Annotated in this window: 25 protein-coding genes; 21 read left to right on the forward strand and 4 right to left on the reverse strand. The window is 66.9% G+C overall.

What is annotated here, in order from left to right; translation table 11 throughout:
- Nucleotides 1-192 precede the first annotated feature (192 nt).
- The 5 genes from QPK27_RS14090 to QPK27_RS14110 all read left to right on the forward strand — a co-directional run bounded on the left by QPK27_RS14090 (nt 193) and on the right by QPK27_RS14110 (nt 6,843).
- The gene (locus QPK27_RS14090) at nt 193-1,539 is read left to right on the forward strand and encodes an MFS transporter (protein WP_290418880.1); all 1,347 of its coding nucleotides are present in this window, start codon (nt 193-195) and stop codon (nt 1,537-1,539) included.
- Nucleotides 1,540-1,552: 13 nt separating this feature from the next.
- The gene (locus QPK27_RS14095) at nt 1,553-2,716 is read left to right on the forward strand and encodes a glycerate kinase (protein ID WP_290418881.1); all 1,164 of its coding nucleotides are present in this window, start codon (nt 1,553-1,555) and stop codon (nt 2,714-2,716) included.
- A gap of 236 nt (nt 2,717-2,952) precedes the next feature.
- Nucleotides 2,953-3,492: a 2Fe-2S iron-sulfur cluster-binding protein gene (locus QPK27_RS14100; protein ID WP_290418882.1), complete on the forward strand. Its 540-nt coding sequence runs from the start codon at nt 2,953-2,955 to the stop codon at nt 3,490-3,492.
- Nucleotides 3,489-4,481: a xanthine dehydrogenase family protein subunit M gene (locus tag QPK27_RS14105; protein ID WP_290418883.1), complete on the forward strand. Its 993-nt coding sequence runs from the start codon at nt 3,489-3,491 to the stop codon at nt 4,479-4,481. The genes QPK27_RS14100 and QPK27_RS14105 overlap by 4 nt, the downstream gene beginning before the upstream one ends.
- A gap of 40 nt (nt 4,482-4,521) precedes the next feature.
- Entirely contained in the window at nt 4,522-6,843 is a 2,322-nt protein-coding gene (locus QPK27_RS14110; protein ID WP_290418884.1) for a xanthine dehydrogenase family protein molybdopterin-binding subunit, read from the forward strand.
- A gap of 156 nt (nt 6,844-6,999) precedes the next feature.
- Here QPK27_RS14110 and QPK27_RS14115 read toward each other — a convergent pair whose 3' ends face one another.
- Genes QPK27_RS14115 through QPK27_RS14125 form a run of 3 tightly spaced genes read right to left on the reverse strand, consistent with a single transcriptional unit; the run spans nt 7,000 to nt 9,492 of the window.
- Complete coding sequence (locus QPK27_RS14115) at nt 7,000-8,352, reverse strand: pilus assembly protein (RefSeq protein WP_290418885.1); 1,353 nt, start codon at nt 8,350-8,352, stop codon at nt 7,000-7,002.
- A gap of 27 nt (nt 8,353-8,379) precedes the next feature.
- Complete coding sequence (locus tag QPK27_RS14120; protein ID WP_290418886.1) at nt 8,380-9,000, reverse strand: TadE/TadG family type IV pilus assembly protein; 621 nt, start codon at nt 8,998-9,000, stop codon at nt 8,380-8,382.
- A 9-nt stretch (nt 9,001-9,009) separates the two neighbouring features.
- Nucleotides 9,010-9,492, reverse strand: coding sequence for a TadE/TadG family type IV pilus assembly protein (locus QPK27_RS14125; protein ID WP_290418887.1), 483 nt, complete (start codon nt 9,490-9,492; stop codon nt 9,010-9,012).
- Nucleotides 9,493-9,612: 120 nt separating this feature from the next.
- On the opposite strand from QPK27_RS14125, the gene QPK27_RS14130 reads away from it, so the two are divergent.
- The 15 genes from QPK27_RS14130 (at nt 9,613) to QPK27_RS14200 (ending at nt 22,881) form a co-directional block, all read left to right on the forward strand.
- Entirely contained in the window at nt 9,613-11,418 is a 1,806-nt protein-coding gene (locus QPK27_RS14130; protein ID WP_290418888.1) for a sensor histidine kinase, read from the forward strand.
- 22 nt (nt 11,419-11,440) lie between these two features.
- The gene (locus tag QPK27_RS14135) at nt 11,441-12,097 is read left to right on the forward strand and encodes a response regulator transcription factor (protein ID WP_290418889.1); all 657 of its coding nucleotides are present in this window, start codon (nt 11,441-11,443) and stop codon (nt 12,095-12,097) included.
- 372 nt (nt 12,098-12,469) lie between these two features.
- Complete coding sequence (locus QPK27_RS14140) at nt 12,470-12,637, forward strand: Flp family type IVb pilin (protein WP_290418890.1); 168 nt, start codon at nt 12,470-12,472, stop codon at nt 12,635-12,637.
- Nucleotides 12,638-13,001: 364 nt separating this feature from the next.
- Nucleotides 13,002-13,142, forward strand: a complete 141-nt coding sequence (locus QPK27_RS14145; RefSeq protein ID WP_290418891.1) for a hypothetical protein — start codon at nt 13,002-13,004, stop codon at nt 13,140-13,142.
- 47 nt (nt 13,143-13,189) lie between these two features.
- Nucleotides 13,190-13,357, forward strand: coding sequence for a Flp family type IVb pilin (locus tag QPK27_RS14150; protein ID WP_308633489.1), 168 nt, complete (start codon nt 13,190-13,192; stop codon nt 13,355-13,357).
- 80 nt (nt 13,358-13,437) lie between these two features.
- A complete protein-coding gene (locus QPK27_RS14155) occupies nt 13,438-14,010 on the forward strand; it encodes a prepilin peptidase (RefSeq protein ID WP_290418892.1) in 573 nt (190 codons plus the stop codon).
- Nucleotides 14,007-15,398, forward strand: coding sequence for an ATP-binding protein (locus tag QPK27_RS14160; RefSeq protein ID WP_290418893.1), 1,392 nt, complete (start codon nt 14,007-14,009; stop codon nt 15,396-15,398). Before QPK27_RS14155 ends, QPK27_RS14160 begins: the two co-directional genes overlap by 4 nt.
- Nucleotides 15,391-16,236 (forward strand): Flp pilus assembly protein CpaB, encoded by an 846-nt coding sequence (gene cpaB / locus QPK27_RS14165; protein WP_290418894.1) that lies wholly within the window; start codon nt 15,391-15,393, stop codon nt 16,234-16,236. Before QPK27_RS14160 ends, cpaB begins: the two co-directional genes overlap by 8 nt.
- Before the next feature lie 29 nt (nt 16,237-16,265).
- The gene (locus tag QPK27_RS14170) at nt 16,266-17,771 is read left to right on the forward strand and encodes a type II and III secretion system protein family protein (RefSeq protein ID WP_290418895.1); all 1,506 of its coding nucleotides are present in this window, start codon (nt 16,266-16,268) and stop codon (nt 17,769-17,771) included.
- Complete coding sequence (locus QPK27_RS14175; RefSeq protein WP_290418896.1) at nt 17,768-18,016, forward strand: hypothetical protein; 249 nt, start codon at nt 17,768-17,770, stop codon at nt 18,014-18,016. Before QPK27_RS14170 ends, QPK27_RS14175 begins: the two co-directional genes overlap by 4 nt.
- Nucleotides 18,017-18,036: 20 nt before the next feature.
- Nucleotides 18,037-19,236 (forward strand): AAA family ATPase, encoded by a 1,200-nt coding sequence (locus QPK27_RS14180; RefSeq protein WP_290418897.1) that lies wholly within the window; start codon nt 18,037-18,039, stop codon nt 19,234-19,236.
- Nucleotides 19,233-20,582 (forward strand): CpaF family protein, encoded by a 1,350-nt coding sequence (locus QPK27_RS14185; protein ID WP_290418898.1) that lies wholly within the window; start codon nt 19,233-19,235, stop codon nt 20,580-20,582. Before QPK27_RS14180 ends, QPK27_RS14185 begins: the two co-directional genes overlap by 4 nt.
- Before the next feature lie 25 nt (nt 20,583-20,607).
- Nucleotides 20,608-21,582, forward strand: coding sequence for a type II secretion system F family protein (locus QPK27_RS14190; RefSeq protein ID WP_290418899.1), 975 nt, complete (start codon nt 20,608-20,610; stop codon nt 21,580-21,582).
- 20 nt (nt 21,583-21,602) lie between these two features.
- Nucleotides 21,603-22,535, forward strand: a complete 933-nt coding sequence (locus QPK27_RS14195; RefSeq protein WP_290418900.1) for a type II secretion system F family protein — start codon at nt 21,603-21,605, stop codon at nt 22,533-22,535.
- Nucleotides 22,536-22,668: 133 nt separating this feature from the next.
- Nucleotides 22,669-22,881, forward strand: coding sequence for a hypothetical protein (locus QPK27_RS14200; RefSeq protein WP_290418901.1), 213 nt, complete (start codon nt 22,669-22,671; stop codon nt 22,879-22,881).
- Nucleotides 22,882-22,966: 85 nt separating this feature from the next.
- Here the strand turns inward: QPK27_RS14200 and QPK27_RS14205 are convergent, their stop codons facing one another.
- A complete protein-coding gene (locus tag QPK27_RS14205; protein ID WP_290418902.1) occupies nt 22,967-24,025 on the reverse strand; it encodes an AI-2E family transporter in 1,059 nt (352 codons plus the stop codon).
- Nucleotides 24,026-24,262: 237 nt separating this feature from the next.
- Here QPK27_RS14205 and QPK27_RS14210 point away from each other — a divergent pair, with 237 nt between their 5' ends.
- Complete coding sequence (locus tag QPK27_RS14210; RefSeq protein ID WP_290418903.1) at nt 24,263-25,120, forward strand: hypothetical protein; 858 nt, start codon at nt 24,263-24,265, stop codon at nt 25,118-25,120.
- Nucleotides 25,121-25,196 lie beyond the last annotated feature (76 nt).

Below are 25,196 nucleotides of genomic sequence, written 5' to 3' on the forward strand. Positions count from 1 at the left end.
GTGACTTTGCACAAGGGATTGCGCAACAGGCAGGCATTGCGTGATTGGAAGGCTGTTGTGCAAATGCATAAAAAAAGCCGCAAGCGGACGCGCCGGATTCGTGCGAAGCGCCGACGCGGCAATCCGGCGACTTGACCGATAATTGTAGATAGTCATGCACGATATTTTGTACAAAACAAACTCGGAGACACCATGAGCAATGCTTCAAACGTTCCCGGCATCAAGGGAACGGATCCGGCGTCCGGCCCGCACGCGGACTTGCTGGACGGCGCCTATCGCAAGGCCACCTGGCGCCTGATCCCCTTCATCTTCATCTGTTACCTGTTCAATTACCTGGACCGCGTCAACGTCGGCTTCGCCAAGCTCGAGATGCTCGACGCGCTGCAGCTGAGCGAAACCGTCTACGGCCTGGGCGCCGGTATCTTCTTCCTCGGCTACGTCGCCTTCGGCGTGCCGAGCAACCTGATCCTGCACCGCTTCGGCGCGCGGCGCTGGATCGCGGTGATGATGGTGGCCTGGGGTTCACTGTCGGCCTGCATGCTGTTCGTCACCACGCCGTTCGAGTTCTATGTGCTGCGCTTCTTCACCGGCGTGGCCGAAGCCGGCTTCTTCCCGGGCATGGTGCTGTACTTCACCAAGTGGTTCCCGTCGCACAAGCGCGGCCAGGTGATGGCGCTGTTCATGTCCGCGATTCCGGTCTCGGGCCTGATCGGCGGGCCGCTGTCGGGCTGGATGCTGAGCCACTTCGCGCACGGCCAGGGCGGCATGGACGGCTGGCAGTGGCTGTTCCTGCTGCAGGGCGTGCCGACCGTGCTGCTCGGCGTCGGGGTCTGGTTCTACCTGAACGACGGCATCAAGGCCGCCGGCTGGCTGTCGAACGACGAAAAGGCGGCGATGCAGACCGCCCTCGACAACGACGAAGCGCAGCGCGCCGCCGGCGTGCACGCGGTGCACTCGTTCGGCCAGGTGCTGCGCGACTGGCACGTGTGGATGCTCGGCTTCATCTACTTCAGCATCCAGATGGGCGTGTACGCGATCAACTTCTGGCTGCCCTCGATCATCAAGGCGCTCGGCTTCGAGAACGCCACCACGGTCGGCTGGCTGAGCGCGATTCCCTACCTGTTCGCCGGCGTGTTCATGGTGCTGGTGGGACGCTCGGCCGACCGCCGGCGCGAACGGCGCTGGCACCTGACAGTGCCGCTCCTGATGGCGCTGGGCGGCCTGCTGCTGGCCGCCAACTTCTCGAGCAATACCGTGATCGTGATGGTCGGCCTGAGCCTGGCGACGATGGGCGCGCTCACCGGCCTGCCGATGTTCTGGCCGCTGCCGGCGGCTTTCCTGGGCAGCGCGGCCGCTGCCGCCGGCCTGGCCCTGATCAATTCGATGGGCCAGATCGCCGGTTTCCTCAGCCCGTTCCTGGTGGGCTGGATCAAGGACGCCACCGGCAGTACCGATGTGGCGCTGTATCTGCTGTCGAGTGTGCTGTTCGTCGGCGCCATGCTGGTGCTGGTGGTGCCGGCGCGCCTGGTCAACCGCTAACGGGGAATCCCTCATGAAAATCGTAATCGCACCCGATTCGTTCAAGGAAAGCCTGTCCGCCATGGAGGCGGCCAGCGCCATCGAGGCCGGCCTGCGCGAGATCTTTCCGCACGCCGAGTACGTCAAAGTGCCGGTCGCCGACGGCGGCGAGGGCACGGTGGATGCATTGACCGCGGCCACCAACGGCCGGCGCGTGGTGTTGCAGGCCACCGGGCCGTTGGGCACGCCGGTCGAAGCCTTCTATGGCCTGAGCGGAGACGCCAACGGCGAGCGCATCGCGGTGATCGAGATGGCCGCCGCCAGCGGCCTGGAACTGGTGGCGCCGGCGCTGCGCGATCCCTTGATCACCACCAGCCGCGGCACCGGTGAACTGATCCGCGCCGCGCTCGACGCCGGCGCGCGCCGTTTCATCCTGGGCGTGGGCGGCAGCGCCACCAACGACGGCGGCGCCGGCATGCTGCAGGCGCTCGGCGCCGGCCTGTTCGATGCGGATGGGCAGGCGCTCGGGCCGGGCGGGGGCGCGCTGGCGGCGCTGGCGCGCATCGACCTGTCCGGCTTCGATCCGCGCATCCGCGACTGCGTGTTCGAGGTGGCCTGCGACGTCAGCAATCCACTGGTCGGGCCGCAGGGCGCGTCCGCCATCTTCGGACCGCAGAAGGGCGCCACGCCGGACATGGTGGCGCAGCTGGACGCCAACCTGCGCCACTATGGCGCCATCGTCGCGCGCGACACCGGCCAGGACGTGGCCGAGGTGCCCGGCGCCGGCGCCGGCGGCGGCATCGCGGCGGCGATGATGGTGTTCCTGGGCGGACGCCTGCGGCCGGGTAGCGAGATCGTGGCCGACGCCGTCGGGCTGGACAAGGCACTGCGTGATGCCGACCTGGTGTTCACCGGAGAAGGGCGCATCGACAGCCAGACCGTCAACGGCAAGACTCCGATCGGGGTGGCGCGCGTGGCCGGGCGCCACGGCAAGCCGGTGATCGCCATCGGCGGCTGCCTGGCGCCGGACGCGGCGGCCGTGCACGCGCACGGTATCGACGCCACCTTCAGCACCGTGCGCAAGGCCTGCACCGCGGCCGAGGCGATGGCGGACGCCGCCTTCAACCTGCGCTCGGCGGCGCGCAACGTCGGCGCCACGCTCAAGCTGGGCATGGCATTGTCGGCCAAGGCCGGCTGAGCGTGACCCCTGGCGCATGCAGCGGCCCGCACTGCCGGGCCCGCTGCATGCACTCCCGTGCGCTCATCCTTCTGCGATGGTCTGGCGCCACATCACCGGCGGGAGATTTTTGCAAAATACCCACAGTCGCTCAACCGTGCGCCGATATGAATTGGTGAACTATAAACTCGTCGAGCGCTCCAACCGGTCTTTGACGCCGCGCCGGCGCATTTCTTTCCAGACCAGGAGGCATTGCCATGCAATCGACGGTCACCATCAATGGAGCAGAGGTCGAGTTGCCGGGCGATCCTCGCGTCTCCCTGCTCGACTTCCTGCGCGAACATTTATACCTGAGCGGCACCAAGAAGGGTTGCGACCAGGGCGCCTGCGGCGCCTGCACCGTGCTGGTCGACGGCGAACGGCGCATCCTCTCGTGTCTGGCGCTGGCGGTGCAGTACCAGGGCCGCAAGATCACCTCGGTCGAGGGCCTGGCGCAAGAGGGCGCGTTGCACCCGCTGCAACAGGCTTTCATCGAGCACGACGGTTTCCAGTGCGGCTACTGCACCCCCGGCCAGCTGTGTTCGGCGGTTGGCATGGCCGCCGAGCTGCGCCGCGGTGTGCCGAGCTACGTCACCGACGACATCGGCACCGATACCATCGAATTCTCGCACGACGAGGTGCGCGAACGCATGAGCGGCAACCTGTGCCGCTGCGGCGCCTACAACGGGATCGTCGCCGCCGTCACCGAGCACAATGGCGGGCAGCCGCGCCGATCGACCGCGCAGGAGGACGCATGACGCCGTTCACCTTCGCCCGCGCCCACGACGCCGCCGAAGCGGTGCGCCTGGGCGCGCCCGCCGGCAGCAAATACCTAGGCGGCGGCACCAACCTGGTCGACCTGATGCGCGAGCACGTCGAGCAGCCCTCGGCGCTGGTCGACGTCACCGGCTTGTCGTGCGCCATTGAGGAGCGGCCCGGCGGCGGCCTGCTGATCGGCGCCGCCGCCACCAACACCGCGCTGGCCGAGCACCGCGCCGTGCGCGAACGCTTTCCGATGCTGGCGCGCGCCATTGCCGCCGGCGCCTCGGGCCAGATCCGGAATATGGCCACCGTCGCCGGCAACATGCTGCAGCGCACCCGCTGCACCTATTTCTACGATCACTCGGGGTCGCGCTGCAACAAGCGCCAGCCGGGGCAGGGCTGCGACGCCCTCGACGGCATCAACCGCAACCATGCGGTGCTGGGCGCTTCCAGCGCCTGCGTCGCGACTCACCCGTCCGACATGTGCGTGGCGCTGGCCGCGCTCGACGCCGTGGTGCACCTGGAAGGCAACGGCGGCGCGCGCAGCGTGCCTTTCACCGACTTCCACCTGCTGCCCGAAGACCATCCCGAGCGCGAAACCGCGTTGCTGCCGGGCGAGCTGATCACGGCGATCGAATTGCGGCCGCTGCCGATGGCGGCGCATTCCACTTACCGCAAGGTGCGCGACCGCGCCAGCTATGCGTTCGCGCTGGTCTCGGTGGCGGCTGCGCTCGAGGTCGAGGACGGCATGGTCAAGGATGTGCGGCTGGCGCTGGGCGGGGTCGCGCACAAGCCGTGGCGCGCCCACACCCTGGAGAACATGCTGCGCGGGCAGCGCGCCGCCTTCGCCGCGTTCGAGAGCGCCGCCGCAGGCGAGATGCTGGCGGCACGGCCATTGCGCGATAACGGGTTCAAGATCGAGCTGGCGCAGCGCACCATGGTGGCGGTGCTGGGCGCACTGGCGGCCGGGGCCGTGCGCAGCTGATTTGGGCCTGAGCCGGCAGCCGACCTATCAGGAGAACACGATGAACATCATCCAGAACGTCCAGAAAGCCGGGCAGGCGATCATGCAGAAGGCGGTCGAGCATGCGCCCGACGTCCTGATCCCCGGCGGCCGGCCCGATCCGCTGATCGCCCAGGACCATGCCCTGGTCGGCGCCCCGGTGTCGCGCGTGGACGGCGCGCTCAAGGTGCAGGGGGCGGCCCCGTTCGCGGCCGAGATCCCGCTCGATCGCATGGCGTATGCGGCGCTGGCCTACAGCACGATCGCCAAAGGGCGCATCGCCAGCCTCGACACCACGCTGGCCGAAGCCGCACCCGGCGTGGTGCTGGTGATGAGCTACCGCAACGCGCCGAAGATGAAGCAGGTGCCGCTGTTCATGAGCAAGCCCAAGGCGGCCGGCGGCGCCGGCCTGCCGGTGTTCCAGGACGAGATGGTGCACTGGAACGGCCAGCCGGTGGCGCTGGTGCTGGCCGAGACCCAGGAACAGGCCGACCACGCGCGCGACCTGCTGCGGGTCACCTACGAGAGCGCGCACGCCGTGACCACGCTCGACGAAGCCAAGGCGCGCGGCACCCGCACCGGCAACTTCCAGGGCGAGCCTTTGGCAGACATCAGCGGCGACGCCGAAGCCGAGCTGGCGGCCGCCGCCTACCAGGTCGACGCGGTGTACACCACCCCGCGCCAGAACCACAACGCGATCGAGCTGCACGCCGCCACCGTGGCCTGGGACGGCGACCAGTTGCGGATCCACGACGCCACCCAGGCGGTGGCGCACACGGCGTGGTCGATGGCGGAAGTGTTCGGCATCCAGGAAAGCCAGGTCCACGTCACGTCGCCATTCGTCGGCGGCGGCTTCGGCGGCAAGGCGCTGTGGCAGCACCAGGTGCTGGCGGCAGCCGCGTCGAAACTGGCCGCACGGCCGGTGCGCATCATGCTCTCGCGCGAGGGCGTGTACCGGGTGGTCGGCGGGCGCACCCTGACCGAGCAGCGGGTGGCGATCGGCGCCGGCGACGATGGCCGCTTCGCCGCCCTGATCCACACCGGCCTGGCCGTCATGACCGAGCATAACAATATGCCGGAACCGTTCATCATGCCGGCGCGCTGCCTGTACGCGGCGCGCACCATGAAACTGGGTGTCAGCACCACCACGATGGACATGGTGGCCAACACCTTCATGCGCGCGCCCGGCGAGTCGGTGGGCTCGTTCGCGCTCGAGTGCGCGGTGGACGAACTGGCCGAGCGCATGGGGCTCGACCCGATCGTGCTGCGCCGGCGCAACGAGCCGGTGCAGGACCCGACCAAGGGCACGCCGTTCTCGTCGCGCCACCTGATCGAAGCCTATCGCCTGGGCGCCGAGCGCTTCGGCTGGCACGCGCGTCATGGCAAGCCGGGGATGCGGCGCGAAGGCGAATGGCTGGTCGGCATGGGCTGCGCCACCGCCACCTATCCGTATTACCGCATGCCCGGCGGCGCCGCCCGCATCACGCTCGAGCGCGACGGCCGGGTGCGGGTCGAGGTGGCGGCGCACGAGATGGGGATGGGCACCGCCACCGCCCAGTCGCAGGTGGTCGCCGCGCGCCTCGGGGTGCCGCTCGGGATGGTGACGTTTTCGTACGGCGACTCGACCCTGCCGGGCGTGATCCTGGCCGGCGGCTCGCAGCAGAGCGCATCGATCGGCATCTCGATCCACGCCGCGCACAAGGCCCTGCTGGCCGAGCTGCTGGCGCTGGCCGGGCGCGACTCGCCATTGAGCGGCCTGAAGCCCGAGGAAGTGCGCGGCCACGAGGGCGGCCTGTGCAAGCTGGACGATGCCTCGCGCTACGAAAGCTATGCGGCGCTGCTGGCGCGCGCCGGGCGCGACCGGATCGAGGTGATGGCCAAGGCGCCGCTGCCGCTCGAGACCCAGCACTGGTCGATGCATTCGTACGGCGCCATCTTCTGCGAGGTGCGGGTGAACGCCGTCACCGGCGAGCCGCGCGTCAGCCGGCTGCTCGGTTCCTTCGATTGCGGCCGCATCCTGAACGCCAAGACCGCCGCCAGCCAGTTCCGTGGCGGCATGATCATGGGGCTGGGCCTGGCGCTGATGGAAGAAACCGTGTGGGACCAACGCAACGGCCGCATCATGAACCCGAGCCTGGCCGAATACCACGTGCCGGCCCATCTGGACGTGCCCGAGATCGAGGTGCTGTGGACCGACATCGCCGACCCGCACGCTCCGGCCGGCGCGCGCGGCATCGGTGAGATCGGCATCACCGGTACCGCGGCGGCGGTGGCCAACGCGGTCTATAACGCCTGCGGCAAGCGGGTGCGCGACTTGCCGATCACGCTCGACAAGCTGCTCTGAGTCTGACGGCGCCGGGCCTGCAGCGCGGAGCGTGGGCTGCATAAGGAAGGCGGCACCCACAATACGGGCGGGGCGGACGCGCAACGTCGAGACAGCATGGATGCAATAGCGCGCCGGGTGCGGATGCACGCCGGCCCGCTGTCGCTTGCGCCTGGATTACTTGGTGATGCGCAGGATCGCCGACGCCAGGCGCGAGAAGCACGGCGTCAGGTCGGCCTCGGTCGCGGCGTAGCAGTACATGCCTTCCGGCTTGGCCGCGTTGTAGCAGCGCGACGGAGCATCCGGCACGTTGGCCATGCATTTCAGGATCATTTCGCCAGTGTCCGTGTCGTAGGCGCCGCCTTTTTTGAGCTGGGCGCCCATGCCGAGCGTAAAGACGACGATGCCTTCGTCGCGCGCCTTGTCCGCCACCGCTTCCGCCAGATTGCGCGCTGCCAGTTCGATGTTGCGCTTGGTCGCGTCGACCGTGCTCAGGTCGGCGGTGACTCTACGCGGCCGGTCGGTTACGATCGGAAATTCGCGTTTGTTATCGTGGGCGTTGTACCACGCCGGCAGGCTGCGCGTCATGACCTTGTTGTTGCGGATTGTGCGGCAGCGGTCGCTGATGTAAGAAAATTGGCTGCTGTCCAGATCACTCATGCCGTAGCCAACCCAGGTCCTCGACTGGTCGTCCACCGTTTTGTCGATAACGCCCGGAACCGTGCAGTCGGCTGCGGTGGCGAACGTGACGACCGATCCAAGCGCGCTTGGGTCGCCGTCCGAAAAAAAGACGATGACGCGCATCGTCGAACGGTTAGCGGTCGGTATCGCGTTCAGCTGATCGCGCGCATTCCACATGCCTTCGACCGATGCAGTGCCGTCGGCGAACACGTAGGCATCGATTTTCTTGAGCATCGAGGCGCGGTTGAAGCCGCGCGCCGACTGGTTGATGGGAAAATCGACTTCCGCGCCGGAGGCGAAATGGATCAGGCTGACGCGGTCCTGGGTGACGTTGAACTTGTTCAGGAACGTCTTGGCGGAAGAGCGTACCGTTGCCGCCTGGGTCTGCAGCGAACCGGAAGTGTCGATCACGAACGCCATGTCGAGGTCGCGCCGGATCGTTTGTGCCGCGGCAACCGGCTTCAATGACGAGAATCCCACCACCTGCATCACCGACACCGGCATCGGCGCTTCGGCGCTGACGTCGATGGTGGCCTGGCCCTGGTCGAAGCTGACCTTGGTGGCGAGCAGCTTCGGGCTGGACAGCAGGAAGCTGGTCGGCATGTTGGCGTTGAAGAAATCGGCCGCCGCGCCCTGGGCGCTGGCGGTCTGCTCGGTCTGGTTATTGCCGGTGGTGACCGCGCGCGCGCCGGCCAGTGCGGCCGAGTCGACCGCCGCGTTCAGGCGCGCCTTGACCAGGTAGGCCAGGCCGCCGTCGATCACCAGGCCGACCACGGCCAGCAGGACGAGCATGGCCAGGGCGGTCATGATGGCGACGGCGCCGCGCTGGCGATGAAGAAGTGGAGTCATGTGATGTCGGACAAAAGATGAGGGCGGTCAGAACACGGTGAACGAATACAGGTCGGGACCGAAGTCCTGCAGGCTGAGGGAGCCGCTGGCGAAGCCGCTGAACAGCATGTCGTAGCGATAGAAGGTTTCCACCACGTACACCACTTCACCGTCGTCGAGCTTGCCGCTCATGACCGCCACCGTGGGACGGTTGCTGCTGGTAAAGGCGGTGCACTTGGCGGTGGTGGCGCTCCAGCTGCCACAGTTGTACACCTTGCTGACCGGGCGGTAGCCGCTCTTGCGCACGCCCAGCGCGCGGGCGGCGTCGTCCCAGCGGTACTGGTCCAGCACCACGCTGCGGGTGGCGCCGTTGCTGGCCACGCCCATCACGCGCGTGATGTAGACCATGGCCTGGTTGTTGACGTCCAGCGGCGGCGCGCTCGACATCAGGGCGAAGATCAGGTCCTGACTGCCGGTGTCGAGGTCGGTATTGCTGCGGGCCACCAGGTTGGCCCCTTCGCGCCCGATATTGGTCATGATGATATTGGCCTGCAACGCGCGCGCGGCGTCGATCATGCCGAACAGCAGCAGCATCAGGATTGGCAGCAGCAGGGCGGCTTCGACGGCGGCGACGCCGCGCTGGCGCTTGCGGTTAGGATAGAGCTGCATGATGAAGTGTCAGCACGTTGAAGGGAAATATTCGTTGCGCATGGTGGTCGCGACAACGAAGGTGTACTTGCCGTCCTTGAAGAACTGCGACAGCAACGGCGTCGTCACCGGCCAATCCGAGGTCAGCTGGATGACCACGATGCTCCCGGCGGCGCCGAACATAGTGTTGTTGTAGCCGCTGCTTGCATAGCTGGTGCCGTTGACCGTGATTCTCGGCGGCAGGCGGTCGTAGAAGCCAAGCGAGTTGTCGCGCATGCTCTGGATGACGGCGTTGAAGCGCTGCTGGTTCGTGGCCGCAGGGTCGCGGTCGCACCGGCCAGTGATGGCGTAGCGCGCGCCCTCGCGCACCGCGTACTGCATGGTGAGCGTGGCGAAGAACATCAGGCTGAGCTCGACAAGCGCCAGCATGACCAGCAGGAATACCGGCGCGATGATCGCCATTTCGACAACTGTGGCGCCAGACTGACGGCGAAGGGATGGAAACATCGGCATTCAGGTAATTTTCGGTTGGGTATGCACGCATCATGCGGTAAGCTTCGTGATTCTACAGGGCAATTTCCGAATTTTCGTATTTTTCCAGGATGAAACACGCCGCTGTCGGCGCCGAGCAACATGACTTGGTATCAACACATCGTCACCTTCCTTTCCGAAGAGCGCCGTCCATTGGGGCGTTCCAACGACCCCGCGATTGATGCGGCAATCAATGCTCCGCTCGACGCCACCGAAGCGTCACCGCGCGCCGCCGCCCCTGACACCGAAGTCTGGATGGTGTTCGGCATGCGCCTGCTACTGGCGGTGTCGGCCCTGCTGACGCTGTACATCGGCCCGGCCAATGTGGCGCTCGATCATCCCGCCAGCTGGCTGGTATTCGCCGCGTACACCGTGCACAGCCTCGTATTGCTGCTGGTCGCGCGTCGCCGCGCCGGCTTCTGGCACGGGCCGCTGGTGTACTGGGTCGACGTCGGCTGGTATGGCCTGATGGTGTATGCCAGCGGCGGCGCGGTCAGCCCGTTCTTCTCGTTCTTCTTCTTCGCCATCCTGGCCGCCTCCTTCCGCCATGGCTTCGATCCCGGAGCGCGTTTGACGCTGGGCACGGTGGCGGTGATGTCGCTGGCGGTGCTTGCCATCCAGGGCGCGCTGGCCCTGCAAATCCTGCTGCTGCGCGCGACCTTTGTGCTGGCGCTGGGCTACATGATCGCGTTCTGGGGTGGGCTGGCGGTGGACCAGCGGCGCCGCCTCGCGCTGCTGCGCGACGTCAGCCGGCTGTCGAATCCGCGCTTCGGCGTGCAGCACACCCTGGACTCGCTGATGCAGAAGATCCTGCGCTTCTATGGCGGCCGCACCTGCGTGCTGCTGATGCAGGACAGCCACGAGCGCTGGATACTCAATACCGTGCACCACCCGAACAGCGGCCGCGCTATCAGGCACAACCGCGCCAGCGAAGCCGCGGTCGAGCCATTGATGGCGCTCGGCAAGGGCGCCGTCCTGTACCGCGCCAGCCTGGCCGAGCTGGCGCCGCGCTGGCTGCCCGAGCGCGTGGCCGACCTGCTGGCGCGCTGGCTGCCGGCGCGTCCGACCGCGCTGCGCTATGCGATTGAGGAGCGCGAATGGCGCGACCTCGACCCGGATGACTGCGCCCAGGTCGCCGACCTGCTCGACAGTGACGCCTTCATCAGCGCCTCACTGCCGCTGCGCAAGGGGGCGGGGCGGATCTTCGTCACCGGCCACGGCCTGCGCCGTGGCGACGCCACCTTCCTCAAGCACATCGTGCAGCAGGCGTTCCCGGTGATCGAAACGATCGACCTGCTCGACCGCCTGGCTTCGGAGGCGGCGTTCCGCGAGCGCCAGACCATCGCGCGCGACCTGCACGACAGCACCATCCAGCCGTATATCGGCCTGCGTCACGCGGTGGCGGCGATCCGCAACCAGGCCGGCGACGACAGCACCGTGGCGCCCGAGCTGGACCGCTTGCTGGCGATGTGCAGTGGCGTGATCGGCGACATGCGCGATTTCGCGCACCGCTTCAAGAGCGGGCGCCAGGAAGAGCCGGAACTGTTGATCGCGCTGCGGCGCCAGCTGCGCCAGGTGCAGACGTTCTACGGTCTGGACGTGATGCTCGAAGTCGATGCGGCGGCCGCGATCAACGACCGCATGGCGGCCGAGGTGTTCCAGATCGTCACCGAAGGCATCAGCAATATCTGCAAGCACACCCGCGCCCGCACCGCGGGCGTGTTCGTGTCTCAGGCCGATGGCCAGTTGGCGATCGACATCTTCAATCCGGCTGCCGACGCCCAGGGCCACACGACCGCACCGTTCCGGCCGCGCTCGATCTCGGAGCGCGCGGCGGCGCTCGGCGGCACGCTCGAGATCGAGTCCGACGCCAAGCAGACCCTGCTGCGCATCCGCATCCCTACCTGAAACAAGAACGCAAGGAGAATCCATGACGATCCGCATCCTGCTGGTCGACGATCACAAGACCATGCTGTGGGGCCTGGAGCGCCTGATCCAGGCCGAAGGCCCCGGCTTCGAGCTGGTCGGCAGCGCCAGCGATGGCATCGAGGCGCGCACCCTGTGCGCCTCGCTCAAGCCCGATATCGTGCTGCTCGACCTCGACCTGAAGGGCAGCAGCTCGCTCGAATTCCTGCCGGCGCTGCTCGAGAACGGCGTGAGCAAAGTGGTGATCCTGAGCGCCAACCGCGACCAGGCGACGCTGGCCTCGGCCGTCAAGCTGGGCGCGCGCGGCGTGGTCAGTAAAGAAGCGCCGACCGAGGATGTGCTGCTGGCGGTGAAGAAGGTGTACGGCGGCGAACTGTGGCTGGATCAGTCGCTGATGCAAGCGCTGCTGGGCCAGCTGGTGGCGCCGGCCGCGCCGAAAGTCGATCCGGAAGCCGAGCGGATCGGCTCGCTGACGGCGCGCGAACGCGAAGTGGTGAAACTGATCGTGCAGGGTAATGGCGCCCTCAACAAGGACCTGGCCGAGCGCGCCTTCATCTCCGAGCGCACGCTGCGCAACCATCTCACCACCATTTACCAGAAGCTGGACGTGGCCAACCGGCTCGAGCTGTACGTCTACGCCACCAAGCACGGTCTGTCCTGACGGGACGCCCGCCGCATGTCTCGAAGGACCGTTCCTACCGGGCGCTAGTACCAAAGTACCAGCCGTCCCGGGCGCAAGGTACTGTTCAAAAAGGGAGTTTTGTCGGATGGCAACACTCATCCGGCTGCGTAAGATGCTCTTCATGCGCTGCGTATCGGATCATGCGGTACGGCGCCAACAGGACGGGAGCAAACGTGTACGACCATCGATACCAGCCGGAACAGCAGTATGAGCGTGGTGAAAGCCCGCTGATGGCGTACGTCGTTCTCACGACCCTGATCGCAGTCGTCTGCTTCATCGCGGCATCGGCCGCATGGACGAGCGCATAAGCCAGGCAGTTATCTCTCTATATTTATTTTCCAGGAACCTCCCATGACCTTCATCAAAAACTTCATCAAAGACGAAGACGGCGTCACCGCGATCGAATACGCGCTGATCGCAGCACTGATCGCCGGCGTCATCGCCGTCGGTGCCGGCCTGCTGGGCACCAACGTCAACGCGCTGTTCAATACCCTGGCCGCCAAGATCAAAGCCACCTGATCTTCGTAACGCCGCCGCAGCGCCGGACCGGCGCCCCCGAATCCGGAACGCTTGCCCGTTCCGGATTTTTTTTTGGGGCGCTGTCACCGATGGATGACTCCGATTGCGATGCACCGCAATTGTTCGACGGAATTGGCCCGCCCAGCATCCAGAGGCCAGTGCCAGCCCAGGTAGTGGGGCCCATTCTCATCCATGTTGCGCGCTTTACCGCGCCCTAGTACCAAAGTACCAGGCGGCCCTGGCACAAGGTACTGTGCAAAAAGGGAGTTTTGACGGATGGCAACCTTTACGCGGCTGCGTAAGATTCAACTCATGCGCTGCGTATCGGATCATGCGGTACGGCGGCAACAGGACAGGAGCAAGTGTGTACGACAACCAGGATCAACCGGAACAGCAGTACGAGCGGAGTGAAAACCCGATCCCGGTCATGCCGTACGTCGTGCTGACGACCCTGATCGCAGTCGTCTGCTTCATTGCGGCAATGGCCGCATGGACGAGCGCATAAAGCCAAGCAGTTTTTAAACATCTATATTTTTATACCAAGGAACTATCATGACCTTCATCAAGAACTTCATCAAAGAAGAAGACGGCGTCACCGCAATCGAATACGCACTGATCGCCGCACTGATCGCCGGCGTCATCGCCGTAGGCGCCGGCCTGCTGGGCACCAACGTGAACACCCTGTTCACCAACCTGGCCAACAAGATCAAAGGTACCTGATTCACTTCCCTGGCGCCGCACCGGCGCCGACGATCCGGAACGTCCCATCGTTCCGGATTTTTTTTTACCCGGAGCTTTCCTTGTCATCTCTTCCACTCCTGCTGCTGTTCGCGCTGCTCGCCGCCGCCGTGATGCACGACGTGCGCGCGCGCCGCATTCCGAATGCGATCGTGTTCCCGGGCGCGCTGGCCGCGCTGGCGCTGCATGCGCTGCTGCCGGCCGGGCAGGGTTTGTTCGGGGTGCCGATGGGCGGCCTCGGCGTCCTGTCCGCGCTCGGCGGCCTGGCCCTGGGCCTGGCGGTGCTGATGCCGATGTACATGCTGCGCCTGATGGGCGCCGGCGACGTCAAGCTGCTGGCGATGGTCGGCGCCTTTGTCGGCGCCGGCGACATCCTGGCGCTGGCGGTGGCGACCCTGCTGGCCGGCGGCGTGCTGGCCCTGGGCTGGGCGCTATGGCAGCGCAGCCTGCGCCAGCTGCTCGGCAATGCGCTGCAGATGGTGCTGCACAGCGGCCTGTCGGGCTTGTCCGGCGGATCGCTGCAGGTGGATGCGCCGGCCGCCGCCAGCGGACGTTTGCCGTACGCGGTCGCGATCGCGGTCGCCACCGTCGGCTGCGTCGTGTGGCTGCGCACCTTCGGAGAGCTGCCGCTGTGAACGCACCGATCCAGGTCCTGCCGTCGGAAATGCGCGCGCCGCGCACAGTCGAAGAGACCGGCCTGCCGTTTCTGTTCCTGGCCGAGCTGCTCTCGAAAGTGCTGTTCCAGCGCGGCCAGATGCGCCTGCCGGAACTGGCCGCGCACCTGAAGCTGAGCGTCGGCGTGATCGACCCGCTGGTGGCCTTCCTGCGCACCGAGAAGCTGTGCGAAGTGGCGCGCGTCGGCGCCAGCGGCACCGACGCCGACCTGTCGTACGTGCTGACCGAGGCCGGCCGCGCGCGCGCCGGCGCCGCCGTGGGCCGCAACGCCTATGCCGGCGCGGCGCCGGTGACCCTGGCCGCCTACACCGCGCAGGTGGCGGCGCAGAGCGTGGCCGAGGTGCACGTCACGCGCGCCGCCATGAACGCCACCTTCGACGGCGTGGTGGTCAACCAGCACGTGCTGGCGCAGCTGGGCGCGGCGATGAACTCGGGCCGCGCGCTGTTCCTGCACGGCCTGGCCGGCAGCGGCAAGACCTACCTGGCCGAACGCCTGCGCGACCTGCTGCACGGGACTATCTCTGTGCCGCACGCGCTGATGGTCGACGGCGAAGTGATTCCCTTCTTCGACAGCGTGCAGCACGTGGTCGAAGGCGAGTGCGAGGCGCGTGCGGGCGCCGTCGGCGGCCTGGATCGCGGCGCGGCGCCGGACGCGCGCTGGGTGCGCTGCGTGCGCCGTCCGGCGGCGCTGGCCGGCGGCGAACTCACGCTCGACATGCTCGACCTGCGCTTCGACCCGCACACCCGCCTGTACCAGGCGCCGCCGCACCTGAAGTCGAACGGCGGCATCTTCATCATCGACGACCTGGGGCGCCAGCGCTGCACCCCGGAAGCGCTGATGAACCGATGGATCGTGCCGATGGACCGCAACGTCGACTACCTGACGCTGCACACCGGCCACACCTTCCAGGTGCCGTTCGACGTGATCGTGACGTTCTCGTCGAACTTCGTGCCGCAGCGCCTGTCGGACGGCGCCTTCCTGCGCCGCCTGGGCTACAAGATCGAGGTGCCGCCGGCCAGCACCACGGAATACGCGCAGCTGTTCCAGCAGGCATGCGCGCGGATCGGCGTGACGGTCGAGGACGGGATGTTCGCGCAGATGTTCGATTACCTGCTCGAACGCCACCGCCGCCACGGCGTGCCGCTGCTGGCCTGCTACCCGCGCGACCTGGTGCGCCAGCTGCGCGACCTGGCGCGCTTCGAGGAGCGCGCGCCGGCCCTGAACCAGCATACGCTGGATTGGGCCTGGGACAACTATTTCGCGGCCGGCGTCCCGGGCCGCGCCGCCGACATGGAACGCCGCGAGCGCGGCACCCTGGTGAAAGACTGGAGAAAGAAAGATGCGTAATTCGAGGGCATTCGTGATCATCGGCGTGGCGCTGGTGCTGGCGCTGGGCGCCGTGGTGCTGGCCGCGAAGTGGATGGGCGAGCAGGGCGCCGCCGGCGCCCACGTGGTGGTGGCCGCCGCCGACATCGGCCAGGGCTCGCGCCTGGCCACGGCCAGCGTGCAGCTGGCCGAATGGCCGGCGGGCGCCATGCCGCCGGGCGCAATCCTTGACCCCAAGCTGCTCGAAGGCCGGGTGGCGCGCACCGACATCGCACGCGGCGAACCGGTGCTGGAATCGAAGCTGGCCCCGGCGGGCACGCTGGGCGGCCTGTCGGCGGTGGTCTCGGCCGGCAAGCGCGCCATGACGGTGCGCGTCAACGACGTGGTCGGCGTGGCCGGCTTCGCGCTGCCGGGCAACTACGTCGACATCCTGGTCAACCTGAACCAGCCCTCCACGGACTTCAACCAGCGCGACACCTCGATCTCGAAGATCGTGCTGGAGCGGATCCTGGTGCTGGCCGTGGCCCAGGACTCGGTGGTCGACGACACCAAGCCGCGCGTGGTGAATGCCGTGACGCTGGAACTGGCGCCGGACCAGGTCGAGAAGCTCGACCTGGCGCGCTCGATCGGCTCGCTGTCGCTGGTGCTGCGCAACCAGGTCGACCCGCAGCCGGCGAATACCGGCGGCGCCACCCGCGAGTCGGTGCTCGGTCTGCCGCCGGCGAAGGCCGCTGCGGCGCCCATGGCCGCCGCAGCGCCTGCGCCGGCTCCCGCCCCGGCGCGCGCCGAACGTCCGGCCCCAGCCCGACAGGCCGACGGCGTGATGGTTATCCGCGGCCTGGGCGCCGCTTCGCAATGATGCACGCAATGATCCGAATGAAGAACGTCATGACTCCTGCTTTCAACAAGACCCTGCTGGCCTGCGGGCTGGCCCTGGCGATGGACGCCAGCTTTGCCGCCGGCGCCAAGACACCCGCAGCGGCGCCGGTTGCCGCCCCGGTGCAGTCGGGCGACTGCATCGACCTGCACGCCGCCAGCGGCCAGCGCATCGCCCTGGTGCGCGGCAAGTCCCAGATCAAGCGCTTCTGCACCCCGGCCGCGCAAGTGACCGTCGGCGCGCCGGAAGTGGCCGACGTGGTGGTGCCAAGCGCCAGCGAAGTGGTGATCGTGCCGCGCAGCGTCGGCAGCACCAACCTGATCGTCTCCGGCAGGGACAAGCGCTCGACCGTGATCGATATCGAGGTCGGCATCGACACCGGCGCCTTGCGCGCCCAGTTCGACGCGCTGTTCCCGCAGGAGAAAGAGATCCGCATCGGCAACAGCGGCAACACGCTGATCCTGTCCGGCACCGTGAGCGACAGCATGGTGGCAAGCCAGCTGGTGGAACTGGCGAATGCCTTCAACGAAGGTTCGCTGCTGGTCTCGGGCGCCGGCGACGCCGGCAATGCCGCGGCGGCCGGCGCCGCCGGCAGCGGCGCGGCGACTGCGCCAACCAAGGCCAGCGCGCCCGACGTCAAGGCCCCGACCAGCAAGGTAATCAACATGCTGAGCGTGGCCGCGCCGCAGCAGGTCATGCTGGAGGTAAAGATCGCCGAAGTGTCGAAGTCGCTGGTCGACCAGCTCGGCGCCCAGGCCGGCTACTCGAAGAGCAACGGCAGCTGGACCTACGGCATCCTGTCCAACCTGCTCAGTGGGGGCGCCGGCCGCCTGAATGCGATCGGCGACGGCGCCAAACGCTTGACCATCGACGGCGAGAACCGCGACGGCCTGGTCAAGATCCTGGCCGAGCCGAACGTGATGGCGATCAGCGGCCAGGAAGCCAGCTTCCTCGCCGGCGGCAAGATCTTTATCCCGGTGGCGCAGAACAACGCCAGCGGCACCAACAACATCACGCTCGAAGAGAAAGAGTACGGCGTGGCGGTTCGCTTCACCCCGACCGTGCTGGGCGGCGGCCGCATCAACCTGCGCGTGGCGCCGGAAGTGTCGGAGCTGAACCGCGACGGCATCGGCGTGAGCCTGAACGGCTCGTCGACCGCCAGCGCGATCCTGCCGGCGTTCACCACCCGCCGCGCGTCGACCACGGTGCAGCTGCAGGACGGCCAGAGCTTCGCCATCGGTGGCCTGATCCGTAACAACGTGACCAGCAACATCCGCCGCTACCCGTTCCTGGGCGAAGTGCCGGTGCTGGGGTCGCTGTTCCGCAGCAGCGACTTCCAGAACGACCGCAGCGAGCTGGTGTTCATCGTCACGCCGCACCTGGTCAAGCCGATGGAAGCGGTGCCGGCGCTGCCGACCGACGCCTATGTGCAGCCGACCCGCGCCGAATTCCTGCTCGGCGGACAACACGAAGGCGCGCCGAAGAACAACCCGAGCGCCGCAAAGGACAAGCCATGATGAACCACTTCCGACTGACCGCGCTGCTCGCCTGCCTGCTCGCCGCCGGCGGCTGCGCCACCGACGGCCCGACGACCAACGGCGCCAGCGTGCGCACCATGGTCGCGCGCCAGATCGCCGACCCGCAGCCGCAGCGCGCGCCGGCCACTATCGACGGCGCCGCCGCCGTCGACATCGTCAAAAACTACCACGGCTCGTACGCCAACCCGCAGCCCCAGGTGGCCGGTTCGGCGTTCGGCCACTAAACGAGCATCGAGAGCTACCCGTGAAGATCGCAGTCCTTTCGCGCGACGAGCGCCACCTGATCGAACTGGCGCGCCAGCTGCGCAACCGCCCTGGCCTTGATGAAGTCGACATGATCGCCGGCTCGCCGGCGCGCCTGGCCACCATGTCCGACGAGGCCGTGCCCGACGTCCTGATCGTCGACCAGCCGCGCGCCGACGAGGGTGAACTCGACCAGCTCGAGAGCATCGGCCAGCTGTTCCCGCGCATGGGCTTCATCGTCCTGACCGGGGACCTGTCGCAGGACTTCCTGCTGCGCGCGATGCGCGCTGGCGTGCGCGAAGTGCTGCCGGCTGCTCCCGGCATCGCGGCACTGGGCCAGGCGCTGGACCGCGCCGCAGAAAAGATGGGCAGCCACGGCGCCGCGCAAGGCAAGGTGCTGGCCTTCATCTCGTGCAAGGGCGGCAGCGGTTCGACCTTCCTGGCCACCAACCTGGCGTATGCCTTGTCGAGCGGCGGCAGCAAGCGCGTGGCGCTGATCGACATGAACCTGCAGTTCGGCGACGCTTCGCTGTTCGTCTCGGACAACAAGCCGCTGGCGACCCTGTCCGACGTGGCCACCCAGATCCACCGCCTCGATCCGTCGTTCCTGGCCTCGAGCATGGTCAGCGTCACGCCCAACTTCAGCGTGCTGGCCGCACCGTCCGATCCGGCCCACGCCAGCGACGTCAAGCCCGAACACGTCGACGCGATCCTGAAGCTGGCGCGCCGCCAGTACGACTTCGTGGTGCTGGACGTCGGCCGCAGCCTGGACCCGGTCAGCATCCGCGCCCTCGACCACGCCGACACCATCTACCCGGTGCTGCAGATGACGCTGCCGTACATCCGCGACGGCAAGCGCCTGTTGACCGTGTTCCGCAACCTGGACTACGGCCGCGACAAGGTGGAACTGGTCATCAACCGTTACGACAAGAACGGCGACATCAAGCTCAAGGACCTGGAAGAAGCGTTCGACACCGCGATCCAGGTCACCATGCCGAACAACTACGATGCGGCGGCCAAGTCGGTCAACCAGGGCGTGCCGGTCACGCGCCTGGCGCCCGAAGCGCCGCTGAGCGCCGCGCTGATGGAGATGGCGCGCCAGCTCACGGGCGAAGCCGCGCCGGTCGAGGCCGAAGGCCTGATGGCGCGCATGTTCAAACGCCGCGTCGGCCCCGCTGACCGTAGAAAGGCCGCACGATGAATACCTCTGCAATTTCGCTGCGCGAGCGTCTCGGCAGCGCCACCGCCACGCCGCGCCCGGTGGCCCAGCGCGGACCGATCGACAATCGGGCTTACCACCAACTGAAGGCCCGCATCCACGAGGCGCTGCTCGACCGCGTCGATCTGGAAAGCATGCAGCGATTGAGTAGCGACCAGGTGCGCCAGGAATTGCGCCTGCTGGTCGAGCGCCTGCTCGAAGAAGAGATGGTGGTCATCAACGACGCCGAGCGCAAGACCCTGACGCGCGACATCCAGAACGAGATGCTCGGCTTCGGCCCGCTCGAGCCGCTGCTGGAAGACCCGACGGTGTCGGACATCCTGGTCAACACCCACAAGCAGGTCTACGTCGAACGGCGCGGCAAACTGGAACTCACCGACGTCACCTTCAACGACGACGCCCACCTGATGAAGATCATCGACAAGATCGTCTCGCGCGTGGGCCGCCGCATCGACGAATCGAGCCCGATGGTCGACGCGCGCCTGCCGGACGGCTCGCGCGTGAACGCCATCATCCCGCCGCTGGCGATCGACGGCCCGGTGATGTCGATCCGCCGGTTCTCGGCCGACCCGCTGCGCCTGGCCGACCTGGTCGCCTACGGCAGCATGACCGCCGACATGGCCGAAGTGCTGCAGGGCCTGGGCAAGGCCAAGGTGAACATCGTGATCTCGGGCGGCACCGGCAGCGGCAAGACCACCATGCTGAACGTGATCTCGGGCTTCATCAACCACAGCGAGCGGATCGTCACCGTGGAGGACGCGGCCGAGCTGCAGCTGCAGCAGCCGCACGTGGTGCGCCTCGAGACCCGTCCGGCCAACATCGAGGGCCGCGGCGAAGTCAACCAGCGCGCGCTGGTGAAGAACGCGCTGCGGATGCGTCCCGACCGCATCATCCTGGGCGAAGTGCGCGGCGAGGAAGCGATGGACATGCTGGGCGCGATGAACACCGGCCACGAAGGCTCGATGGCGACCATCCACGCGAATACCCCGCGCGACGCGCTGACGCGCCTGGAAAACATGATCAGCATGGCGGCGCCGAACCTGCCGCCGAAAGCCATGCGCCAGCAGATCGCCTCCGCCGTCGGCGTTGTCGTTCAGGTGTCGCGCCTGACCGACGGCAAGCGCAAGGTGCTGTCGATCTCCGAGATCACCGGCATGGAAGGGGAGGTGATCACGATGCAGGAGATCTTCACCTTCAGGCAGACCGGGGTGCTGGACGACGGCACCGTGCAGGGACAGTCGGTGGCGACCGGCGTGCGTCCGCGCTTCGCCGAACGCCTGCGCACCTTCGGCGTGAACCTGGCGCCGCACATCTTCGAGCCGCGCTGATTGCGCTGATTTCCTTCAAAGAGCCATGAACACCACCTTCATCCTGTTCATCGTCGTCCTGTTCGCCGCCGTCATGCTGCTGGTGTGGGGCGTGTACGTCGGCTGGCAGGCGCACCGCGACCCGGAAGGCGAGCGCATTGCGCGCCGCCTGCGCAACGTGATCGGCGTCGAGGCGCGCGAGCTGGACGTCACCATCGTCAAGGAACGGCGCCTGAGCGACAGCCCGGAGCTGGACGCGCTGCTGCGCCGCCTGCCTCTTACCCGGCGCCTGGACCGCATGCTGCAGCAGGCCGGCGCCCATTACCTGGTGTCGCGCCTGGTGGCGCTGTGCGCCGGCTGCCTGGCGCCGGGCCTGGCGCTGGCGCTGTGGCTGCGCTTGCCCGGCTGGGCCGTGCCGCTGGCGGCGCTGGCGAGCGCCGGCCTGCCGCTGCTGCAACTGGCGCGGGCGCGCCAGGCGCGCCTGGTCCGCTTCGAGCGCCAGCTGCCGGAAGCGCTGGACATGATGATCCGCGCGATGCGCGCCGGCCACGCCTTTCCGACCGCGCTGAAACTGGTGGCCGAGGAAGTGACGGCGCCGCTGGGCGAGGAATTCAAGATCGCCTTCGATGAGGTGAACTTCGGGGTGTCGATGGGCGACGCCCTGAACAACCTGGCGCAGCGCGTGCCGAGCATAGACCTGCAGTACTTCGTGGTGGCGGTGCTGATCCAGCGCGAAAGCGGGGGCAACCTGACCGAGCTGCTCGGGTCGATCAGCGCCATCATCCGCGACCGCCACAAGCTGGCCGGCCAGGTGCGGGTACTGTCGGCCGAGGGCCGCATCTCGGCCTGGGTGCTGTGCCTGCTGCCGTTCGGCGCCGGCGGCATGATGTACATGGCCAATCCCGGCACCATGGCGGTGCTGGTCAACGATCCGGTCGGGCGCCAGATGAGCGGCGCGGCGATCCTGATGATGATCTTCGGGGTGCTGGCGATCCGCAAGATCGTGCGCATCCGCATGTAAGCCTTGAACCTTACTCTGCAATGAACAACGTACAATTTCTGATCCTGGCCGTGCTGTTCCTGGCGATCTTTGGCGGCGTGGCGCTGGCCATGCTGCTGATCACGCGCGATCCGGTCAAGGAGCGCCTGCTGGCGCTCGACGACCGCGACGGCGCCGCGCGCCTGCCCGAGCGCAACTGGCGCGAGCGCCTGGCGCGCCTGGCCGAGCCGCTGGCCAGGTTGTCGGTCCCGACCGAAGGCTGGGAAGCTTCGCCGATCCGCCTGCGCTTCATCAACGCGGGCTGGCGCGCAGCGTCGACCCCGGGCATGTTCTACGCCGGCAAGACCGCGCTGACGATCGGCCTGCCGCTGGTGGTGTGGTTGCTGCTGCGCCACGACGGCAGCCGCGCCACGAGCGTGACCTTCCTGTACCTGATCGCGGCCGCCGCGGCCGGCTATTACGTGCCGGACATCATCCTCAAGCGCAAGATCAGCCTGCGCCAGCGCGAGATCTTCGAAAGCTTCCCGGACGCGCTGGACCTGATGACGGTGTGCGTCGAGGCCGGGCTGGCGATGGATGCGGCGCTGGCGCGCGTCGGCGCCGAGATCGGCCTGAAAAGCCCGGTGCTGGCGGAAGAGCTGCAACTGGTGACGCTCGAGCTGCGCGCTGGCAGCGCCAAGGAAAAAGCGCTGCGCAACCTGGCGCTGCGCACCGGGGTCGAGGACGTCGACAACCTGGCCAAGATGCTGATCCAGGCCGACCGCTTCGGTACCAGCGTCGGCACCGCGCTGCGGGTGCAGTCGGAGCAGTTGCGTACGCGGCGGCGCCAGTTGATCGAGGAGAACGCGGGGAAGATCGCGACCAAGCTGTTGTTTCCGCTGATTTTTTGTATTTTCCCGGCGTTGCTGGTGGTCCTGTTGGGGCCGGCGGTGTTGCAGATCATGCGGTCGTTGGGGTCGGTCTCGGTGGGGTAGAAGGGATGCGCACCACGCTTTGCATAAGATAGTTGTTTTGTGAATGGCGACTATCATGGATCGCAATTTGATTTCTATCTCTATCGGCGCATACTGTCGTCATTACAGCGCACATACCGAAAGAGAGAACATCATGTCCACCCTGTCCATGCACCCATCTGCCGCCGTTCAATTTTCCGTCATGGCCACCTCGGTCAGCCGCTTCGTGCGCCGCCTGTTCCAGGCAGCGCCGGCGACCCCGGCAGGCAGCGCCGACGTCTGGACCCTGTACCGCATGACGCGCGGCGCCGACGCCGTGTCGCCGGCAGTGGCCGAGCGCCTGGCCCGGCACGCGCAGGCCAAGTAATCGCCAACAGCCAACAGCCGTCATCGGCCGAGGTAATTCGGCGAAGATAAACCAAGGCAGGCCACGTGGCCTGCCTTGGTTTTTTTCAGTCCGCGTGAAACTCGTCGGCCCGGGCAAACAGATCCCACGCCGAGATGAACAGCGCCGCGATCACCGGCCCGATCACGAAGCCGTTGAGCCCGAACAGCGCCATCCCGCCCAGCGTCGACAGCAGGATCACGTAATCCGGCAGCTTGGTGTCCTTGCCGACCAGGATCGGGCGCAGGATGTTGTCGACCAGTCCGATCACCAGCACGCCGTAGGCGGCCAGTACGATCCCTTGCCAGATCGCGCCCGTGGCCAGGAAATAGATCGCCACCGGGCCCCACACCAGCGCCGCGCCGACGGCCGGCAGCAGCGACAGCATCGCCATCACCACGCCCCACAGCAGCGCTCCCGGCACATCCAGGATCCAGAAGATCAAGCCGCCCAGTGCGCCCTGCGCCATGGCCACCAGCACATTGCCTTTCACGGTGGCGCGGATCACGGTGGTGAAATTCTGGAACAGGCGGCCTTTGTACTCGACGCTGAGCGGCACCGCGCGCTGGATGCGCGCCGCCACGATGCGGCCATCGCGCAGCAGGAAGAACAGCAGGTACAGCATGATCGTGGTGCTCACCACGAAGTCGAGCGTATTGCTGCCCCATCGGACGGCGTAGCGCGCGGCCGACTGGCTGATCTCGGCGGCGGCATCGGTGATCTTGGCCTCGAGGGTGGCCAGGTTGGTCAGCTCGAAGCGCTCCAGCAGCGACGTGGCCCAGTCGGGAAGCACCGCGACGATGCGCTGGAAATAGGCGTTGAAGTTGACCTGGCCCGAGCCGACCTGCACATAGATCGCGGCGGCCTGGTCGATCAGCGAAGCGGCGATCATGGTCAGCGGGAAGATCACCATCAGCAGGATCACCAGCAGCGACAGCAGCGCCGCCACGGTCGGCTTGCCCTTGGTCGCGCGCAGCAGGCGCGACTGCAGCGGCGCGAACACGATCGCGAATACCACGCCCCAGAATACCGCGCCGGAGTAGGGCAGCAGGATCCAGAAGAAGGCGATCGTCACCAGCGTCAACAGAAGCAGGAAAGAGTTTTGCGGCAGGGTGTATTGCTTCATTGGTTAGCACTGGTCGTTGTTGTTGCACAATCATAAACCATCGACCCCTTCTGCCCGCGCTGTCCGTACGCCAACGCGCATAAAACAAATTAATGACCCGTGCGTCATTTTCACAACATTTTCCGTCCAATCGTGCGGGTTATCATTGTGTCATCTTGCGATAATTAACTGTCGCTGCGCCAAGAGACCCTCTGGCGGGCATATTGATTTGACCTTGTCATGATTGGAGAATAAAAAATGTTCCGCGCTGATTCCCATACTCGTCCGACCCTGATCGCCAACCTGCTCAAGGGCGCCTTCCTGATGGCCGCCGCCGCCGGCACGGCCCAGGCCCAGACGCAGACCACGGTTTCGCCTGCACTCGACCGCATGGACATCGCGGTCGGCGCGTTCTACGCCGAGCCGAAGATCCATCTGGGCGCCAACACCGAAGAATTCGGCCGCCTCGACACCCCGGACGAGAAGATTGACGAGGAAACCCTGCCGCGCGTGAAGGCCAACATCCTGTTCGGCGCCAATCATGGCCTGCACCTCGATTACTTCCGTTACGACAACGACTACAGCGGCGACTTCGCCGGCAACACCGTCTATGAAGGCCGCGACGTCAGCGGCACCGCCAGCGGCAGCGCCAAGCTGCGCATCGAGCTGGCGCGCCTGACCTATCGCTACTGGTTCGGCACCGGCAACGACGTGTTCGGCGTCGGCCTGGGCGCGGCTTACCTGCGCGGCAAGATCTCGGGTTCGGCCAGCGCCACCGTCACCGCCACCAACCCGGCCCAGACCGAAAGCTGGAGCGGCTCGGCCTCGGCCAGCGACAGCGCCTACGCACCAGTGCTCGATTTCGGCTACCGCCACCAGTTCAACGACCAGTGGCGCCTGGTCGCCGAAGCCTCGGGCGTCAAGAAGAACGGCGGCAGCACCGAAGGCCACGTGTACAGCGGCTCGATCGGCGTGGAATGGTACCCGCACAAGAACGTCGGCCTGGTGCTGGACTACGGCATCCAGAAGATCGCGCTCAAGCGCAACAACGAGCGCGCCGCCGAAATGGACCTGAAACTGACCGGCCCATCGGCCTTCGTCAAGGTCCGCTTCTGACCTGCGCAGGTATCCGCGCTTCGCTGAAACGCGCGCCAAGTTGCTGCCGGTCATGATACATAGTGCTATTGCATGA

It is taken from the genome of Massilia sp. YIM B02443, assembly GCF_030411955.1.
Classification (GTDB): domain Bacteria; phylum Pseudomonadota; class Gammaproteobacteria; order Burkholderiales; family Burkholderiaceae_D; genus Telluria.

Excerpts from the sequence above, each read along its gene's own strand:
- QPK27_RS14090 (WP_290418880.1), top strand. The coding sequence starts at position 193 with ATGAGCAATGCTTCAAACGTTCCCGGCATCAAGGGAACGGATCCGGCG.
- QPK27_RS14095 (WP_290418881.1), top strand. The coding sequence starts at position 1,553 with ATGAAAATCGTAATCGCACCCGATTCGTTCAAGGAAAGCCTGTCCGCC.
- QPK27_RS14100 (WP_290418882.1), top strand. The coding sequence starts at position 2,953 with ATGCAATCGACGGTCACCATCAATGGAGCAGAGGTCGAGTTGCCGGGC.
- QPK27_RS14105 (WP_290418883.1), top strand. The coding sequence starts at position 3,489 with ATGACGCCGTTCACCTTCGCCCGCGCCCACGACGCCGCCGAAGCGGTG.
- QPK27_RS14110 (WP_290418884.1), top strand. The coding sequence starts at position 4,522 with ATGAACATCATCCAGAACGTCCAGAAAGCCGGGCAGGCGATCATGCAG.
- QPK27_RS14115 (WP_290418885.1), bottom strand. The coding sequence starts at position 8,352 with ATGACTCCACTTCTTCATCGCCAGCGCGGCGCCGTCGCCATCATGACC.
- QPK27_RS14120 (WP_290418886.1), bottom strand. The coding sequence starts at position 9,000 with ATGCAGCTCTATCCTAACCGCAAGCGCCAGCGCGGCGTCGCCGCCGTC.
- QPK27_RS14125 (WP_290418887.1), bottom strand. The coding sequence starts at position 9,492 with ATGCCGATGTTTCCATCCCTTCGCCGTCAGTCTGGCGCCACAGTTGTC.
- QPK27_RS14130 (WP_290418888.1), top strand. The coding sequence starts at position 9,613 with ATGACTTGGTATCAACACATCGTCACCTTCCTTTCCGAAGAGCGCCGT.
- QPK27_RS14135 (WP_290418889.1), top strand. The coding sequence starts at position 11,441 with ATGACGATCCGCATCCTGCTGGTCGACGATCACAAGACCATGCTGTGG.
- QPK27_RS14140 (WP_290418890.1), top strand. The coding sequence starts at position 12,470 with ATGACCTTCATCAAAAACTTCATCAAAGACGAAGACGGCGTCACCGCG.
- QPK27_RS14150 (WP_308633489.1), top strand. The coding sequence starts at position 13,190 with ATGACCTTCATCAAGAACTTCATCAAAGAAGAAGACGGCGTCACCGCA.
- cpaB (WP_290418894.1), top strand. The coding sequence starts at position 15,391 with ATGCGTAATTCGAGGGCATTCGTGATCATCGGCGTGGCGCTGGTGCTG.
- QPK27_RS14170 (WP_290418895.1), top strand. The coding sequence starts at position 16,266 with ATGACTCCTGCTTTCAACAAGACCCTGCTGGCCTGCGGGCTGGCCCTG.
- QPK27_RS14175 (WP_290418896.1), top strand. The coding sequence starts at position 17,768 with ATGATGAACCACTTCCGACTGACCGCGCTGCTCGCCTGCCTGCTCGCC.
- QPK27_RS14185 (WP_290418898.1), top strand. The coding sequence starts at position 19,233 with ATGAATACCTCTGCAATTTCGCTGCGCGAGCGTCTCGGCAGCGCCACC.
- QPK27_RS14190 (WP_290418899.1), top strand. The coding sequence starts at position 20,608 with ATGAACACCACCTTCATCCTGTTCATCGTCGTCCTGTTCGCCGCCGTC.
- QPK27_RS14195 (WP_290418900.1), top strand. The coding sequence starts at position 21,603 with ATGAACAACGTACAATTTCTGATCCTGGCCGTGCTGTTCCTGGCGATC.
- QPK27_RS14200 (WP_290418901.1), top strand. The coding sequence starts at position 22,669 with ATGTCCACCCTGTCCATGCACCCATCTGCCGCCGTTCAATTTTCCGTC.
- QPK27_RS14205 (WP_290418902.1), bottom strand. The coding sequence starts at position 24,025 with ATGAAGCAATACACCCTGCCGCAAAACTCTTTCCTGCTTCTGTTGACG.
- QPK27_RS14210 (WP_290418903.1), top strand. The coding sequence starts at position 24,263 with ATGTTCCGCGCTGATTCCCATACTCGTCCGACCCTGATCGCCAACCTG.